This window comes from Tenacibaculum sp. MAR_2010_89, from assembly GCF_900105985.1.
Classification (GTDB): domain Bacteria; phylum Bacteroidota; class Bacteroidia; order Flavobacteriales; family Flavobacteriaceae; genus Polaribacter; species Polaribacter halocynthiae.
The window spans coordinates 3,088,195-3,104,341 of record NZ_FNUB01000005.1; the positions used below are offsets into that span (position 1 = coordinate 3,088,195).

General features: G+C 27.9%; 18 protein-coding genes. 5 read left to right on the forward strand and 13 right to left on the reverse strand.

Features of this window, described 5'->3' with window-relative positions; translation table 11 throughout:
- Positions 1-37 precede the first annotated feature (37 nt).
- Both BLV71_RS16880 and BLV71_RS16885 read right to left on the reverse strand, forming a co-directional pair.
- Complete coding sequence (locus BLV71_RS16880; protein ID WP_093871684.1) at positions 38-1,684, reverse strand: DUF6029 family protein; 1,647 nt, start codon at positions 1,682-1,684, stop codon at positions 38-40.
- Between the two features lie 4 nt (positions 1,685-1,688).
- Positions 1,689-2,171: a TlpA family protein disulfide reductase gene (locus tag BLV71_RS16885; RefSeq protein WP_093872073.1), complete on the reverse strand. Its 483-nt coding sequence runs from the start codon at positions 2,169-2,171 to the stop codon at positions 1,689-1,691.
- Between the two features lie 238 nt (positions 2,172-2,409).
- On the opposite strand from BLV71_RS16885, the gene BLV71_RS16890 reads away from it, so the two are divergent.
- Positions 2,410-3,471 carry an Omp28-related outer membrane protein gene (locus BLV71_RS16890; protein WP_093871685.1) on the forward strand — a complete coding sequence of 354 codons (1,062 nt, stop codon included), beginning with the start codon at positions 2,410-2,412 and terminating at the stop codon, positions 3,469-3,471.
- Positions 3,472-3,555: 84 nt separating this feature from the next.
- Here the strand turns inward: BLV71_RS16890 and BLV71_RS16895 are convergent, their stop codons facing one another.
- Genes BLV71_RS16895 through BLV71_RS16905 form a run of 3 tightly spaced genes read right to left on the reverse strand, consistent with a single transcriptional unit; the run spans position 3,556 to position 4,689 of the window.
- Positions 3,556-4,002, reverse strand: coding sequence for a GNAT family N-acetyltransferase (locus tag BLV71_RS16895; protein ID WP_093871686.1), 447 nt, complete (start codon positions 4,000-4,002; stop codon positions 3,556-3,558).
- An 11-nt stretch (positions 4,003-4,013) separates the two neighbouring features.
- On the reverse strand, positions 4,014-4,415 hold the full coding sequence (locus BLV71_RS16900) for a rhodanese-like domain-containing protein (protein ID WP_093871687.1): 402 nt from the start codon (positions 4,413-4,415) through the stop codon (positions 4,014-4,016).
- A complete protein-coding gene (locus BLV71_RS16905) occupies positions 4,390-4,689 on the reverse strand; it encodes an NIPSNAP family protein (protein WP_255405256.1) in 300 nt (99 codons plus the stop codon). Before BLV71_RS16905 ends, BLV71_RS16900 begins: the two co-directional genes overlap by 26 nt.
- Positions 4,690-4,846: 157 nt before the next feature.
- Here BLV71_RS16905 and BLV71_RS16910 point away from each other — a divergent pair, with 157 nt between their 5' ends.
- Entirely contained in the window at positions 4,847-5,737 is an 891-nt protein-coding gene (locus BLV71_RS16910; RefSeq protein WP_093872074.1) for a LysR family transcriptional regulator, read from the forward strand.
- A 31-nt stretch (positions 5,738-5,768) separates the two neighbouring features.
- Here BLV71_RS16910 and BLV71_RS16915 read toward each other — a convergent pair whose 3' ends face one another.
- The 8 genes from BLV71_RS16915 to BLV71_RS16950 form a co-directional block, all read right to left on the reverse strand.
- Complete coding sequence (locus BLV71_RS16915; RefSeq protein WP_093871688.1) at positions 5,769-6,158, reverse strand: DUF4345 domain-containing protein; 390 nt, start codon at positions 6,156-6,158, stop codon at positions 5,769-5,771.
- Between the two features lie 36 nt (positions 6,159-6,194).
- Positions 6,195-6,608, reverse strand: coding sequence for a GNAT family N-acetyltransferase (locus BLV71_RS16920; RefSeq protein ID WP_176974429.1), 414 nt, complete (start codon positions 6,606-6,608; stop codon positions 6,195-6,197).
- Between the two features lie 28 nt (positions 6,609-6,636).
- Positions 6,637-7,224: a 2OG-Fe(II) oxygenase gene (locus BLV71_RS16925; protein WP_093871689.1), complete on the reverse strand. Its 588-nt coding sequence runs from the start codon at positions 7,222-7,224 to the stop codon at positions 6,637-6,639.
- Positions 7,225-7,379: 155 nt separating this feature from the next.
- Positions 7,380-8,333 (reverse strand): AAA family ATPase, encoded by a 954-nt coding sequence (locus tag BLV71_RS16930; protein WP_093871690.1) that lies wholly within the window; start codon positions 8,331-8,333, stop codon positions 7,380-7,382.
- A gap of 84 nt (positions 8,334-8,417) precedes the next feature.
- A complete protein-coding gene (locus BLV71_RS16935) occupies positions 8,418-9,794 on the reverse strand; it encodes a peptidylprolyl isomerase (RefSeq protein ID WP_255405258.1) in 1,377 nt (458 codons plus the stop codon).
- Complete coding sequence (locus BLV71_RS16940) at positions 9,757-10,563, reverse strand: hypothetical protein (RefSeq protein WP_255405259.1); 807 nt, start codon at positions 10,561-10,563, stop codon at positions 9,757-9,759. Before BLV71_RS16940 ends, BLV71_RS16935 begins: the two co-directional genes overlap by 38 nt.
- A gap of 60 nt (positions 10,564-10,623) precedes the next feature.
- Positions 10,624-12,234: a peptidylprolyl isomerase gene (locus tag BLV71_RS16945; RefSeq protein ID WP_093871692.1), complete on the reverse strand. Its 1,611-nt coding sequence runs from the start codon at positions 12,232-12,234 to the stop codon at positions 10,624-10,626.
- 10 nt (positions 12,235-12,244) lie between these two features.
- Positions 12,245-12,544, reverse strand: coding sequence for a DUF493 family protein (locus tag BLV71_RS16950; protein WP_233487171.1), 300 nt, complete (start codon positions 12,542-12,544; stop codon positions 12,245-12,247).
- An 89-nt stretch (positions 12,545-12,633) separates the two neighbouring features.
- Between BLV71_RS16950 and BLV71_RS16955 the strand changes: the two genes are divergently transcribed.
- Genes BLV71_RS16955 through fmt form a run of 3 tightly spaced genes read left to right on the forward strand, consistent with a single transcriptional unit; the run spans position 12,634 to position 16,005 of the window.
- On the forward strand, positions 12,634-13,176 hold the full coding sequence (locus BLV71_RS16955) for an AAA family ATPase (protein WP_093871693.1): 543 nt from the start codon (positions 12,634-12,636) through the stop codon (positions 13,174-13,176).
- A complete protein-coding gene (locus BLV71_RS16960; protein WP_093871694.1) occupies positions 13,169-15,061 on the forward strand; it encodes a RecQ family ATP-dependent DNA helicase in 1,893 nt (630 codons plus the stop codon). Before BLV71_RS16955 ends, BLV71_RS16960 begins: the two co-directional genes overlap by 8 nt.
- A complete protein-coding gene (gene fmt, locus BLV71_RS16965; protein WP_176974430.1) occupies positions 15,061-16,005 on the forward strand; it encodes a methionyl-tRNA formyltransferase in 945 nt (314 codons plus the stop codon). Before BLV71_RS16960 ends, fmt begins: the two co-directional genes overlap by 1 nt.
- Positions 16,006-16,147: the final 142 nt, after the last annotated feature.

Below are 16,147 nucleotides of genomic sequence, written 5' to 3' on the forward strand. Positions count from 1 at the left end.
ATGGGTAGCCTTTTTAATTTATATCACATTTATATGATTAGAAACTCATACTTATGTTTACAGTAACTCCCGTACTTTCAGGAACATTTCTACAAACACCTCCTACGCAAACTAAACCTCCACGCTGTCTTCCATAATTCAAAGCAAACCTATGTGATTTGTATGTATAACTTCCTCCTAAATTGTAATAATGGATTTTTTTAGACACATCTGTACTTCCATAATTATAAATATCACTAACATAAAAAGCTAAATTTGATGAAGTATTAAACTCTACAGTACCTCCAGTCCAATTCTTTCTATCATCTTTAGTCCATAAATGTTGAGCTTCAAAACGAATAGACTTTCCATTTCCTATTTTAAATGTTGATTCACCAACTAAAATATCAGCTCTCACTTCACCAGCCTGCTCTTCTATAAAACGCTTATTATAATATTGATTTACATAATAAAAAATACTACTCCATTTTTTTGACCACTTTTTACGAACTTCTAAACTAACCTCAGAAAAATATTTTTCACCAAAACCCAAAAGAGAAGTATCATAATCAAAATTATTAAAATCTACATCTCCTTTTAATCCTGCCCAATAAGAAGCATTTACAGCAATTTTGGTTCCGTACTTACCTCCTAAAAGAGTTTTCTTCTTTATTTTATAATACAAATCCATTTGACCTCCTATTTCTCCTAACTTAACTAAAGTAGGATCTATAAAGGAAATTTGAGGTTGCGCTTGATATACATATATATTCGTTAACAGATAATCATGTTGTTTAGTAAGCCCAGGAATGTAATTTATAATATTTTGATTAAAATTTTCCTTTACTGCATCTCTTTCTGAATAGAAATTAGCATTTTCCATTCTTCTTAAAGTAACATCGATACCTAAACCTTTTTTAGCATATCCTAAGTTTAATAAAAAAGAATTTCCTTTTTTAGCATTTCTTACATTTCCAAAAACATAAATAGCATCTTCTCCTTTCGTTACATATTCAGCGTTAGAATAGAAATTACCTGAAGAAAAGTCTAACCTCCCAGAAAAGCTATTTGTTAATGAATTAAATTTAGGTGTTAAAATCTCATTCTTTTCGTTTCTACCAAGATAACTAACTCCGAAAACCAAATTAGAATTTTCAAAACTCAATAATTGTGATAAATCTATATTAGAGTCAAAACCAAAAATTGTTCCATCTGAATATTTAAAACCGGCTCTCTGTTGTCCAAAAACAGCTGTTACATCGATATAATCTGTTGGGAAATATTTTACACGAGCTCCCCTTAAAGCATTGTTAATCCCTAATTGTCTATTCTCCCATGTTCTAAAAATCAATCCACTTCCAAATTGTTCATAAAAATGACCAACTGTAAGATTTATTTTTTCTGATTTGTAACCAGCATAATAAAGACCTAAATTAGTTTTTTCAAAACCTGGATAATAATTTAACAAAGCCATTGGTGAATAACTTTCTACCTGTAATCCTGCATAAAAATTTTTATATCCATATTCAACAGTTAAATAATTATTAGATCTAAATCTATTTGGAGCAACAAAATCCCCAGTTTTTGAATCATCCATATAATATTGTGAGTTAGATTCAAACCCTATTGATAAGTAATCGTTTTCTTGAGCATTTAATAAAAAGCTTAAAAAAACAAAGCAAAGTGTTAGTAGGTTGTTTTTCATGATCTTAATCTACATTCTTTTTAATTATTTCATAAAGTTCATCTTCAAACCCAGGTGAATACCCCGAATGCCTGTATATAATTTTATTATTCTTTACAACTAACAACTCAGGCACAGTATTGATATTTAAAGCTCTTTGTAATTCTTGATTTTTATCTAAAAGAATTTTATAATCCCAAGCTTTTCCATTCGCTAGAGCTTTTACTCTTTTTTGAGATCTAGAATCATCAGTTGAAATAGCTATTAATTCTACATTTGTTTCCTCTTGCCATTCGTCATATACATCATTAATTGCATCTAACTCATTTAAACAAGGTACACACCAGGTAGCCCAAAAACTAAGAATGGTTATTTTGTCTTTCGAAATTTCATCAGAAATATTAACAGAAATCCCTTTTAAATTATGAAGTCTCTTGTTTGGTACAGTTTTTTGTGAATAGCTCATTATAGTAGTTAATAACAAGCAGAATAAAATAATTTTTTTCATTTTTAAGTTTTTCATTTAACATTATGTTTACATCTATTATGTAACAAAAAGAAAGATGTTTTCCCTACAAATATTTTAATATTTAGACTAAAAAAGTGTGAAAGTATGTTAATTATTTCGGTTAAGTTTAAATTTTTAACTAAAAAAAAATAGAGTTATCAAAAAAAACGTAAAAAAAATGTAGGGTAAATTAGTTTTTTGTTGTTTTATAGTCAACAAATTAAGAACTATATAAATTATGAAAACAACAAAATTATTTTTAAGCTCTATTGTTTGCGCTTTAACTTTTACTCTTTTTATGGCATGTTCTGCTTCTTCTGATGCCGATCCTGGTAATGAAGAAACTGTAAAAAGTGTTGAAATAAAAAAAGACAAAGACGGTGATATTATTTTTACTGGTGAGGTTGTAAAATTTACTGTTATTGCTAACGGAGGTATAAATGTTACAACAAGTGCTACTATTTATGTAAATGGTGATAAAATTAGTGGTGACTCATTTAAACCAACAACTGCTAAAGCATATGAAGTAAAAGCTATTTACAAAAATGTAACAAGTAAAAACAAACTTAACTTAACTTGTGAGGCTAAAGGAGCTACTTTTCAAAAGAATGTTGTAGTTGAAGACTATACAGGTGCTTGGTGTGGTTGGTGTCCAAGAGTTTCACATGCATTGAAACTAGTAAGCGATAAAACAAGCAACATGATTCCTATTGCCGCACATATTGGTGATAACATGGAGAATAAATATTCAAAAGAATTAGCCAAAGCTTTTGATGTTAAAGGATACCCTACTGCTTATGTTGATAGAGCTAAATTATGGTCAAGTCCTGAACCACAAAACACTGCAGAAATTTTAAATTTAATAAAAGACAATGCTGTTTTAGGTATTAAAATGGAATCTACTTTAAATGGTACAGACATGAACCTTAAAGTTAGTGTTAAGTTTGGAAACACTTATGCAGGAAAACTAAAACTAACTGTTTTTGCTCTTGAAGACGGTATTGTATTAAGTCAGAAAAACTATACAAGTTATTATGGTGGAGCTTCAGATATTGCTGACTTTAAACACAACTATATTTTAAGACATTCTTTTACAAGCGTTCTAGGAGATGAAATTGACTCTAAAGAAACAGTAAAAGATAATGTTTACACGAAAGAATTTAAAGGAAGTGTACCAAGTACAATCAAAGATTCTAGTAAAATGAGTTTTGTTGCTATCGTTTCTAATGGAGACACTAAGGCTGCTATAAATTCAAGAAGTGCTAAAGTAAGTACTTCTAATAATTTTGAAGTAAAATAATTAGTAAGTATAAACTAATAATAAGAAGTGACTGTCTTGTAAAACAGTCACTTTTTTTATTCTACTAACATAAAGTTATATTCATTAAATGCCACTCCATAAAAACCTTTCTTTAGTTTTATATTTAGCACCTACTTTTTGGTAAAACTGAATTGCTTCTTTATTAAAACTAGGAGTTTGCCATTGTATACTTGTACAATTTTCAGATTTTGCATGCATCTTTATCTTGTTCATCATTTTAACTCCTACGCCTTTCCCTCTTATTTTTTCCATTAAAAACAAACAATCTAAATACATATAAAATTCAGCATCCCAAGTAGAGAACTGTTTCATAAATGTAGAGTATCCAACTATTTCATCTTTATCTTCTGCCACCAGACAGTTAACAGTTAAAGGCTTTTTAAAAAAACATTCTAAGAACAACTTTTCTTTACCTTTACTATTAAAATCTGATTTTTCATAAATAGCATGCAACTTACATAGTTCTAATAACTCTTTTACATCTTTTTTTTGAATAAACCGTATATTCATTTTTCAGATTTTTAACAAGCACATTCAAATTCCGAGCCCTTTGTAGGTTTAGTGCCATTTGTTGCATATCCATCAAATTTCCACCATTCAATTCCTCCTATGAGTTCCTTCACTTTAAAACCTAATTTAGTCATTTTTAATGCCCCTTTTGTTGATGCATTACAGCCAATTCCATCACAATAACAAACATAAGTTTTAGTTTTATCTAAGCTTTTAGTGCTTTCTTCTGTCATTTCTATATATGGAATGTTTATAGCTGTTGGAATATGTTCTTTATCAAACCCAAACTTTCTCCTTGCATCTAAAGCAATATAATCAGTACCTTTTTCAAAAGCTTCATATAAATCTGAAGAATCCATTTCATAATTTAATTTGTTTTCGTAAAATTCAATTTGTTTTTGTGCTTGTTTCATCTAATATTGGTTTTAAAAAATTTCGTTCATAACTAATAATACATTTAGTTTTATATGCAAATTCATATGCCTTTTTACAAGCTGTATCTGTTTCACTATCTATTCTATATTTTTCATACATTGAAAGTGATTTAAAACTAAATAAAGCTACTGCAATATTATTTGCACCTTCATGAGGTAAAAAATATCCGTGGTGTATCCCTTCAAACTTTTCTACTAAAGGAATCCACATTTTTGCATACTTTTCAAACTCTTTTACTTTAATATGGATCAATTGTATATTTTAAGTAACAGGTTATCATTTTCTTGATTTATATGGACAAATATATAATCACATTTGTTGTCTATTAAAAAATTAAAATGAGCATTATGCATCTATGATTGATTTTTTTTCAACTAAAGTATATTCATATTATTGTAACTTTGATTTTATGGAAATAAAGTATTTTAGGTTGATTAAAACTATAGCTGAAGAAGGAAGTATTGCTAATTCAAGTGAAAAGTTATTTTTAACGCAATCTGCCTTAAGTCATCAACTAAAAGATTTAGAAGAACAACTAGGGTTTAAGGTATTTCATCGTACTAGAAACAAATGGTCGTTAACTGAGGAAGGTATTGAACTTTACAACTTAGGGAATTCAATTTTAAAAAGTATCGATTCTAGTTTCAAAAATATTGAAAACATAAGAGCTGGTTCTACAGGTACAATTAAAGTAAGTACTGAGTGTTATTCATTTTATCAGACTTTACCTCGTTTTATTCAAAAAATGGGAATCTTATACCCTGATATTAATCTAGATTTAATTCTTGAGGCTACGCATCAACCAATTACAAAATTACTATCCAATGAAATTGACATAGCCATAGTTACTTCTAAACCTAAAAATAATTTACTAACTAGCATTGATATTTATGAAGATAAAATTTTTGCAATAATGCACAAAGAAAATGAACTAAGTAAGTTAGACTATCTTACTGTAAGTGATTTTTCAAATGTACATTTAATAATACATTCTTATCCTTTAGAAACTGTTTCAATTTATGAGAAATTATTAAAGCCAAACAAAATTATTCCTGCTAAAATTTCTGCCATACCACTTACAGAAGTCGCTTTAAAAATGGTTGAAGCAAATTTTGGAATAATGTGCCTTCCTAAATGGACTTTAAAATCGTTTAACATCTCCAATGATATTGTTTTTAAAAAAATAGAAAAAAAAGGATTAAAAAGGAATCATTATTTAGTAATTAGAAAGGCGGATACTTCAAAAAAATATATTCAAGATTTTATTTCAAATTTTATTGATGAGTTTCCTATAATTTAAAATAAACTAGTGAAAATCCTCCAATATTTAGTTAACTATATTTTCTTAATTGGTAAACTGAAAACAACCCAATAACAAGCTCAGCTATAACTCCAAAAACATATCCACTAGTTGGAGTGCCATCTATAATAATACTTAATATTCGCCCAGTAGCTAAAGTCAACATAAATAAAATATTTAGTTCTGTAGCACTTTTCCAGTAATTTTCTTTAATAATACCTACTAACCAAATACAAGAAATCCCGATATATAAACACATAATTGCTTTAAGTAAATTAGAAAGATCTATCGTACTTACTTCTATGTTTAAATTGGTAGATAATATTGACGGTGTTCCATAAATAATCGCAGTTGGTACTACAATCAATAAAGAAATAACAAGATGCAAATTTTTAAAAAATAGAATTCCTTTATAATTCATTTAAATAGTATGTTTTCTTTAATTAGTACATAGCTCTTAATCTATAATATTTTCCATAATCACATACTCTATTCCTCCTTTGTTAAATTTATTCGTTGTAGCTTTTAAATCAAATTTTTTATAAAATTTTTCTTTTTCAACTCGAGCATTACACCATATTCTTTTAGCTCCTTCTTTTTTAATAACATTTATAATGTTTTTTAATAAAACTGTACCATGTCCTAACCCTTGATATTCAATTAATGTTGCAAATTTTCTAAATTGAACTTCATTATTCTTAGTAAACAGTGATATTATTGAGGTTATTTTACCATTTACAAATAAACCAAAATGCCTTGCATTCATATCTCCTTCTAATTTAACATAGGATATTGGCATATTAGGCCACATAACTTTATGCCGAATAGGTAAAACATCAGAGGAATTTATTTGTCTAACTTCTGTAGCCATAGTGTTTACTTATTTTTTTTCTTTTGTGTTATCTAAATGGTGGTCCAGATACCCAGCCAACAATAGATTGTCGTGTTCCTTTTGTTATTGGTGTAACTCTATGCATAATAAATGATGGAAATATTACAATAGTTCCTTTTTCTCTTGGAGCAGTAACTATTTCTTTATTAACCATAAATTCTAAATCACCTCCTTCATAATCATTCGGATCAGATAATTGAATGGTCATACTTAACTTTCTTGCAGAAATTTCACCAGCTCCAAAATCTAAATGCCAATCAAAAAAATCTCCTTCAGAATACCTAGTAAGTTGTAACTCTTGATGAAACCCTAATAAATCAAACCAATATCTTTCATTATTAGTATTGATAGCTAAAGAAGCTAATTTGCTATATATCCAATCATTTTCAGGAATATTATCAATAAACATAACCGAACTTTTTCGCAAGTCATCATTATATTTTTCATCTCCACTTATAGTAGCTTTGATAGTTGATTCATCACTCCAAAAACTAATTATCTTTTCAATTTCATGAGGTAAAAATAGACCTTGGTAATAAACAAATTCTGCAAAATTATGTTTAAGTGGCAATCCAAAAGGATAATTAATTGACATAGTACAAACTGATTAAACGTTATGATATTAATTTCAAATGAGTTTACAAGATAGTATTAATTTAAAAAATTAATACTTTTTTATAACAAGTAATTCATAATAATGAAACACCACTAACACTAAATCTATAAAACCGGTAAGTAGTTTTAAAATACCTAAAACAATGAAGTAATAATATCTTTAATGGTAATACTTTCTGCCTCTGCTTTATAGTTTTTTACCATTCTATGAGAAAGTATTGGAACAGCAACAGCCTGTACATCTTCTATATCTGGTGAATATTTTCCAGAAACAGCTGCAAAAGCTTTAGCAGCTAAAATTAAATTTTGTGATGCACGTGGCCCTGCTCCCCAATCAATATATTTTCTTACAAAATCAGTTGCTTTTTCAGATTTAGGTCTTGTTTTACCTACTAATCCAACAGCATACTCAATAACATTATCTGCTACAGGGATTTTACGAATTAACTTTTGAACTTCAATTATTTCATTCGCAGAAAAAATAGAATTTACAGTTTGATTAATTATAGATGTAGTGCTTTTTACAACTTCTACCTCTTCTTCAAAAGTTGGGTATTCTAAGTTAATAGAAAACATAAACCTGTCTAACTGTGCTTCAGGTAATGGATATGTACCTTCTTGCTCTATTGGATTTTGAGTTGCTAACACAAAAAAAGGTAAATCTAATTTATAATGCTGTCCAGCAACTGTTACTGAACGTTCTTGCATTGCTTCTAATAAAGCTGCTTGAGTTTTAGGAGGTGTTCTATTAATCTCATCTGCTAAGATTATATTTGAGAAAATTGGCCCTTTTATAAACTTAAATTGACGATTCTCATCTAAAATTTCGCTTCCTAAAATATCAGAAGGCATTAAATCTGGAGTAAACTGAATTCTTTTAAAGTTAAGCCCTAAAACATCTGAAATGGTATTTACTAATAAGGTTTTAGCTAATCCAGGAACACCAATTAATAGTGAATGTCCTCCACAAAAAACAGATAAAAGTGTAAAGTTAACAGCCTCTTGCTGTCCTATAATTACCTTTCCAATTTCTTGTTGTAATTGTGTGTATTTTTTAACTAAATTATTTACAGCAGTTACGTCAGACATTTTACTATTGTTTTTATATAAGTATCCGCTCAAAAGTAAGGTTTCATCTTTAAACTATTGAGCGGATATCTATGAATTATTTTATTATTTATTTTCTTTCTTCCAATCTTTTTTAAATGTACATTTTTTATACTCGTTCCCTAGTTTAATATAGGTTTCTTGTATTTTTTCTTTTGACCATTTGGTAACAGTTTCTTCTTTTTTCTTAGCTAAAGCAAATTGTTGCATTCTAACATAATCTTCAACAATATCAGCTTTATGAGTATCTGTTCTATTCTTCATAAAGATAACTTTGTACATTTTCTCTCCACCTCTAGTTTCATCATAAAAAACATCAGATAAATCACCTTGTTTTAATTCACTAATTCTAGCAAATAAATCTGGTGGCATTCTTGTTAATTCAAATGTCGGCTCTTGTGTATATGGATTAACTAATAAACCTCCGCTATTTTTCGTATCATCATCTTCAGAATATTTTTTTACAGCCTCATCAAAAGTAATTTTACCTTCTTTTACTTCAGCTACTATTCTTTCAATCTCATCTTTTGTTTCCTTTAATTTTTCGTCAGAAATTTCTGGCTGCATTAAAATATGAGATACTTCTCTACCTTTACCTTTTATTTTATGTAATTGAATAATATGATATCCAAAAATAGTTTTAAAAGGCTCTGAAATTTGACCTTCATCTAAAGAAAAGGCTACTTCCTTAAACTCTTTTATAAATTGAGTTTCTTTAGTTATAACTCCCATGTTCCCCTGATTACGAGTTACACTAGGGTCATCAGAATTAATAATAGCTTTTAATTTAAAACTAGAACCAGCTTCAACTTCTTTTTTTATTTTGTTTAATTTCTCAACAACTCTATCGCTTTCTTCTTTTGTTGCTTCAGCATATAAAACCAGTTGAGCTAAACCTACTTCTGCAGGAATTTCAGGTAGTTCATTTTTTTCTTTCAAACCATTAAAATACACACGTACTTCTTCAGGAGTTACATCAATTTTTTCTGTTATTTTTTGTTGCTCCTTCTCTATTAGAGTATTCTCTCTCTGAACTTTAGCTAACTCTCTTTTTAAATCTTCAATATCGTTAAAACCATAAGCTTCAACTACCTTTTTTTCACTTCCATATTCATTTGTAAAAAAAGCAATACTACGATTTACTCTACTATCTACTTCACTTTGTGCAACTGTTATACTATCAATAACAGCATGGTGAGCTAATAGTTTTTGCTGCATTAATTCTTCTAACATTTCACAATCAGTAATTGTAATTTTACCTTCACTACGAAGTTTTACTTCTTGTTTAAATTTATCTATATCAGAATCTAAAACAATATTTTTACCAACTACAACTGCTACACCATCAATCTTGTTTTGTTGTGCTTTTAAGGTTAGTACAGTTAAAAATAAAGTTAGTAAAAGGCTAGTATTCTTTAAAGTTTTTGTTTTGAATAGCATCATTTATCAGCGTTTTTTCAATCTCTCTTATTAATTCTAATTTTCGTTTATGTAAAATAATTTGTTTTATTCTAATATTTACATGACTCAAAGGAGCTGTTTCATTTTTTTTCAAAATATTTTTTACAGCGACCAAATATACTCCTAAACTATCTTCTTTTTGTATGAATTTTGATATTTTTAACAGTTTTTCTTTTAATTCACTACGAAATGGAGGTATTTTTCGTTTTAAATAATCAATAGTTACCCAAGAAGTATCTTGCAAACGATATGATTTAAAACTCAACAAGTGCTTTTCTAAATCTTCTTTATCTTCTTCTTTTTCAGATTTAAAATTTTTAACAATTTTATCTTTATCTAAATGGTCATTTCCAAAAAACAAATAATCAAATTGTAATAGCTCATCATTCAATCTAAAATTATCTTTATTTTTTTCATAATAAGACCTCACTTCACTTTCAGAAACTATTGTATCTAACTGTTGTTTTATTAGTTTTTCTTTATACCCATTTATGTATAAACCAGCTTTGTAATCATTAACTAATTTCTCAATTTCAAGACTACTTATTTCAGATATATTTTCTTCAGCCTTATTCAAAAAAAGTTGTTGTTTAGCCCATGAGTTTATTAACCCCTTTACAACAACAATACTATCTTGTTTTGATAAATTTTTTGGCAGTAGATTTTTAATATCTTTTTTATAAAGATGGGTGTTATATACTGAAGCTATTAATTTTCCTTCTTTTGTTCTTTGTTTTTTTAAAGTGATCAAATCACAAGAAATAAAAAAAAATGTGCTTAGTAATAGTAGTAGAAAATAATTTTTCACTTTTTATTGATTATATATTTGTTTTAATTTTTTAAGTTCTCTTTTTCTAATTCTTATAACATTATTCTTTCTTAGGTCTTTTATCCAATCATCTTCTAATTTTTTTTGATAATCACTTATTACCTCTCCTTTAATATCTTCTAGTTTCTTTTGCTTATAGTTTCCTTTTGTTTTATTAAAAAAACGTTGCAAACCAATAGAATCATTAGCTGATTTTTTCCATATTTTTTGTTGCATTAACTCAAATAAAAGTAACCCCTCTTTATATTCAGTTAGTGTATGTTTATACTCTGGTTCTTTGTTTACTAAATCTTCTTTAAAGTAATTAAAAATCTCTTCATTTTTAAATCCCTCAAATAATAATCCAATATCCTCTTTTCTTCTATATCTAATATAATCAAAAAAAGCTTTTTGTTTAATTTTTTTATTATTTATAGAAAGTAAGTTATCATGTGTTAATTGCATTTTAGACAATTCTTTTATTGATTTATTTGTAAAAATTTCAAAATTTTTATCATAAATACTTATATCATATTCCTTTTTTAATTTGTCTAGAACTGCCTTCTGAGATACTCTTAACCTATCAGAACTTTTAACTTTTTTCTCAATAGTTACTTTCATCTTATCAAAAGAGTTAATAGGGTAAGTTTTTAATAGTTTTACAATATGCCACCCAAACTTAGTTTTAAAAGGTTTACTAACTTCATTTATTTTTTTTAAAGCTAATACATTTACCTCAAAATCTTCAACCATTTTACCAGTTCCAAACTTTGGAAGTTTTCCTCCTAATTGTGCAGTTCCAACATCTTCTGAATATTTTTGAGCAATTTCTTCAAAAGATTCACCTTTTTTAATCTTCTTATACAATGAATCTATTTTTGCTTTTCCTACTATAGATCTATCTCTAGCTAAAATATGAGCTACTTCAAATTCACCTTTTGACTCTCTTTTTCCTGTTACTTTTAAAATATGATAACCGAATCTAGTTTTAAACGGATTTGATACTCCTTGCAAGTCTGTTTTATAAGCGTTATCTTCAAAAGGATATACCATTTTAAATGCTGAAAAGTACCCTAAATTACCTCCATTAAACTGCGCTGAAGGATCTTCTGACATTTCTCTTGCTACCTTAGCAAATGATTCTCCAGACACAACTCTATTTCTAATTTCTATAATTTTATTATACGCTTTTAATGTATCTGCACTTGTTGCTTTTTTAGGTAATCTAACTAATATATGACTTGCTTTTACTTCATTTTTAATTCGTGAGTAAGCCTCTTTTACCATTTTATTAATTGACTCTTGATCTTGTAAATAAGGAGCAATCAATTGTTTTTTATACCCTTCTAATTCTCTCTTATAAGCTCTTACAGTATCTAAACCTAATGAATACGCCTCATTTACTTTTAACTTATAATTTATATATAAATCAAGATATTTATCAATATTTTTAGAATCTTCATCAACAACAAGTCCCAAGTTTTTTTCATAAACCCTTTTAAACTCTGAAACTGATACAGGTTTTTTATTAACACTAAACAATTCTTTTTTACTTTGTGCAACAATTGTTAAACAACAAAATAAAATAGCTATACTTAAAACTTGTTTTTTCATAAATTGCTTTTTATAAAGAAATAATACCTTTTATTAATTCTGCTTTTTTATAATACGAAATTACTTCATCAGAACTTTTAACCGTTAAATGTATAGAAACACTAACATATTTACCTGTTCTTGAATTTTTTGTACTTATTACTGCTCCCCCACTATTAAATAAACTTTGTACTTCATCTACTTGTTTACCGTCTGTAGGAACGATAAATTTATATAAATATTTTGTAGGAAAACTACTTGTATCCTCTAATTGTGATTTTAATTTACTGTAAAACGCTTCTCTATCTGACATAATTATTTCATTTATCATATTTTTTATCAGAAAAAATATTTAAACTGATAAAGCACAAAATTACACTATTTATTAAATTTATAAATTGAAACTTTTATTTTTGCACGATGCAACAAAAAATAGTTCTAATTGGTGGACCTGGTACAGGGAAGTCATCTATCTTAAAAGAGTTTATTAAAAGAGGTTACGAATGTATGCCTGAAATTTCAAGAGAAGTTACCTTAACCGCTCAAAAAGAAGGAATTGACCAACTTTTTCTTGACCAACCTTTACTTTTTAGCCAGATGCTTCTTGAAGGAAGAGAGAAACAATATTTAGATGCTACTCAATCTGAAAAAGAAATTATATTTTTTGATAGAGGAGTTCCAGATGTTCATGCTTATATGAATTATTTAGGTACTGATTACCCTGATACTTATATTAAAAAAAGTAATCAGTGCACTTACGACAAAGTTTTTATGTTAGCTCCGTGGGAAGAAATTTACAAATCTGACAACGAACGGTATGAAACTTTTGAACAAGCTGTAAAAATAGATCGTTACTTAAGAGAAACTTACGAAGAAGTTGGATATACTATAATTGATGTTCCTTTTGGCTCAGTAAAAGAACGTTGTGATTTTATTTTACACTCGTTGAAAAACGATGTCTAGCAAAGCTTTACATATACTTAATCAATATTGGGGGTATACTTCTTTTAGACATCCACAAGAAGAAATTATAAACGCAGTTTTAAATTATAAAGATACAATTGCTTTATTACCAACAGGAGGAGGAAAATCTATTTGCTTTCAAATTCCGGCACTAATAAACGAAGGTGTTTGCATTGTGATTTCTCCATTACTTGCTCTTATACAAGATCAAGTTGAAAGCTTAACAAAAAGAGGTATTAAAGCTACTACAATCCCTTCTGGTAGTTCTCAAGACGAAATAATTACATTGTTTGATAATATTCGTTTTGGAAATTACAAGTTTCTATATTTATCGCCCGAACGTTTACAATCTAGGTTTATTCAAGAAAAAATTAAACAATTAACAGTTAATTTAATTGCTATTGACGAGGCGCATTGTATTTCTGAATGGGGTCATGATTTCCGTCCTTCATATACTAACATTTCTATTTTAAGAGAGCTACACTCTAATATTAACATTATAGCTTTAACAGCATCTGCTACTAATAAAGTAATAGATGATATTAAATCTTACCTTGAATTAAAGTCTAGTAATCTTTTTAAAAAATCTTTTAACAGACAAAATTTAGCATATCAAATTTTTAACACAGAAGATAAGCTATATAAAATCACTCAAATATTCACTAAAATAAAAGCACCGGCTATTGTATATGTTTCTTCTAGAAATAGAACTAAAGAAATTAGTGCTTATTTAAATGCTAAGGGGTTTAAAAGTAGTTTTTATCACGGAGGACTTTCTGCTCTTGAGAAACAAATCTCTTTTGATAATTGGATGTCAGAATCAACTCCCATAATGGTAGCTACAAATGCGTTTGGCATGGGAATAGATAAATCTAATGTACGTGTAGTTATTCATTTAAATCTACCTTCATCATTAGAAAACTATATTCAAGAAGCAGGTAGAGGTGGACGAGATGGTAAAAAAGCCTTTTCAGTTATATTAACTAATAAAAGTGATGTTAATTCGTTAAAAGAACTTCAACAAAAGCAGTACCCAACTATAAACGAAATTAAAATTATTCATAAAAAACTATATCAACATTTTCAAATATCAAAAGGAGAGCATATTGAATCTTCATTTGACTTTGATTTTTTAGCTTTTTCTAATAAATATAACTTCATCCCCAACAAAGTTTCTAATGCTCTTCAACTATTAAATAATAATGGAGTTATAACACTCAACTCAAGCTTTAAGCAAAAATCCACCATTCAGTTTATTGCTTCTAGTAAACAAATTATTAATTATTCAAAACATAATTCAACTACTAAAACGTTTATTCAAGCTTTATTAAGAATTTATGGAGGTGTATTTGAACAACCTGTTAAAATAAATGAGTTTTACATTGCAAAAAAAGCTAGTATTACCTCTACAAAAGTTGTACAGCTTTTAGATGACTTAGTAGAAAAGGGATACTTAGAATATAAAAAGTCTACTAAAAACACTGAATTATTTTTTTTACTTCCAAGAGAAGATGATTATATTATTAATCGTATTTCAAAAAACATAAAAGCGTTTTACAAACAAAAAAAACAAAAGGTTAACGATATTACTTTTTTTGTTGAAAATAACACGGTTTGCAGAAGCATTCAGTTATTAAATTACTTTGATGAAGAAACTACTAAAAAATGTGGTATTTGTGACGTTTGTTTAAGGGATAAAAAAGGAATTAAAAATAATATAGAAATTCTTATACTTAACATAATAAAAGAACACAAAGAATTATCCTCTAAAGAAATCTGTACCTTAGTAAAAGTAAAAGAAGGAGACATTTTAATACATTTGCGAAAATTACTAGCCAATGAAATAATTGGTATTACAAACTACAATAAATATTTTATAAAATAATGAGAGATTTACGTATCGTTTTTATGGGAACTCCTGATTTTGCTGTAACTATACTAGAACACTTAGTTACTAACAATTATACTATTGCAGGAGTTATAACTGCAGTTGACAAACCAGCTGGTCGTGGTAGAAAATTAAATCAATCTGCAGTAAAAAAATACGCGCTATCTCAAAACTTACCAGTTCTACAACCTAAAAACCTAAAAAGTGAAGAATTTCAAGCCGATCTAAAAGATTTAAATGCAAATTTACAAATTGTAGTAGCTTTTAGAATGTTACCAAAATCTGTTTGGGCAATGCCTAAGTATGGTACATTTAACTTACACGCATCACTATTACCAGAATATAGAGGTGCTGCTCCAATTAATTGGGCTATAATGAATGGTGAATCTAAAACTGGAGTTACCACTTTCTTTATTGATGATAAAATTGATACTGGTGAAATTATACTTCAAAATGAAACTTCTATAAGAGAAGATGAAACAGTAGGTGAATTGCATGATAAATTAATGCATTTAGGTGCTAATTTAGTTAAAGAAACTGTTGACTTAATTGCAAAAGGTGATGTTAAAACAACTAAACAACCTGAATTAGAGGAAAAGTCAGCATACAAACTATACCCTCATAACTGTAAAATAGATTGGTCTAAATCATTAAATGATATATATAACCACATAAGAGGACTAAACCCATACCCTGCTGCCTGGACAACAATTAATAATAATGAAGAAGAAATTACAGCTAAAATTTATTCCGTTTCCAAAGAATTTTTGTCGCATGATTATAATAATGGAAAAATAATCACAACAAAATCAACATTAAAAATTGCAGTTAAAGATGGTTTTTTAATAATAAATGAAATTAAGCTTTCAGGAAAAAAACTAATGGACTCAAGAAGTTTGCTAAATGGTTATCAATTTTCTAACGAAGCAATAGCCCTGTAGCCCTTTACTTATAAGGTAATTACAGTTTTCAACAAATAAACAAGTAGGGTTATTAACAATTAGACCCTTTTTATTAACAAAACACCTTTTTTTTTGCATCAAATGTTGCACAATACCGCATTCCGTCTATATTTGTTGAGCT

Coding starts and splice junctions, on each gene's coding strand:
- BLV71_RS16880 (WP_093871684.1), bottom strand. CDS start 1,684: ATGAAAAACAACCTACTAACACTTTGCTTTGTTTTTTTAAGCTTTTTA.
- BLV71_RS16885 (WP_093872073.1), bottom strand. CDS start 2,171: ATGAAAAAAATTATTTTATTCTGCTTGTTATTAACTACTATAATGAGC.
- BLV71_RS16890 (WP_093871685.1), top strand. CDS start 2,410: ATGAAAACAACAAAATTATTTTTAAGCTCTATTGTTTGCGCTTTAACT.
- BLV71_RS16895 (WP_093871686.1), bottom strand. CDS start 4,002: ATGAATATACGGTTTATTCAAAAAAAAGATGTAAAAGAGTTATTAGAA.
- BLV71_RS16900 (WP_093871687.1), bottom strand. CDS start 4,415: ATGAAACAAGCACAAAAACAAATTGAATTTTACGAAAACAAATTAAAT.
- BLV71_RS16910 (WP_093872074.1), top strand. CDS start 4,847: ATGGAAATAAAGTATTTTAGGTTGATTAAAACTATAGCTGAAGAAGGA.
- BLV71_RS16915 (WP_093871688.1), bottom strand. CDS start 6,158: ATGAATTATAAAGGAATTCTATTTTTTAAAAATTTGCATCTTGTTATT.
- BLV71_RS16920 (WP_176974429.1), bottom strand. CDS start 6,608: ATGGCTACAGAAGTTAGACAAATAAATTCCTCTGATGTTTTACCTATT.
- BLV71_RS16925 (WP_093871689.1), bottom strand. CDS start 7,224: ATGTCAATTAATTATCCTTTTGGATTGCCACTTAAACATAATTTTGCA.
- BLV71_RS16930 (WP_093871690.1), bottom strand. CDS start 8,333: ATGTCTGACGTAACTGCTGTAAATAATTTAGTTAAAAAATACACACAA.
- BLV71_RS16935 (WP_255405258.1), bottom strand. CDS start 9,794: ATGATGCTATTCAAAACAAAAACTTTAAAGAATACTAGCCTTTTACTA.
- BLV71_RS16945 (WP_093871692.1), bottom strand. CDS start 12,234: ATGAAAAAACAAGTTTTAAGTATAGCTATTTTATTTTGTTGTTTAACA.
- BLV71_RS16950 (WP_233487171.1), bottom strand. CDS start 12,544: ATGATAAATGAAATAATTATGTCAGATAGAGAAGCGTTTTACAGTAAA.
- BLV71_RS16955 (WP_093871693.1), top strand. CDS start 12,634: ATGCAACAAAAAATAGTTCTAATTGGTGGACCTGGTACAGGGAAGTCA.
- BLV71_RS16960 (WP_093871694.1), top strand. CDS start 13,169: ATGTCTAGCAAAGCTTTACATATACTTAATCAATATTGGGGGTATACT.
- fmt (WP_176974430.1), top strand. CDS start 15,061: ATGAGAGATTTACGTATCGTTTTTATGGGAACTCCTGATTTTGCTGTA.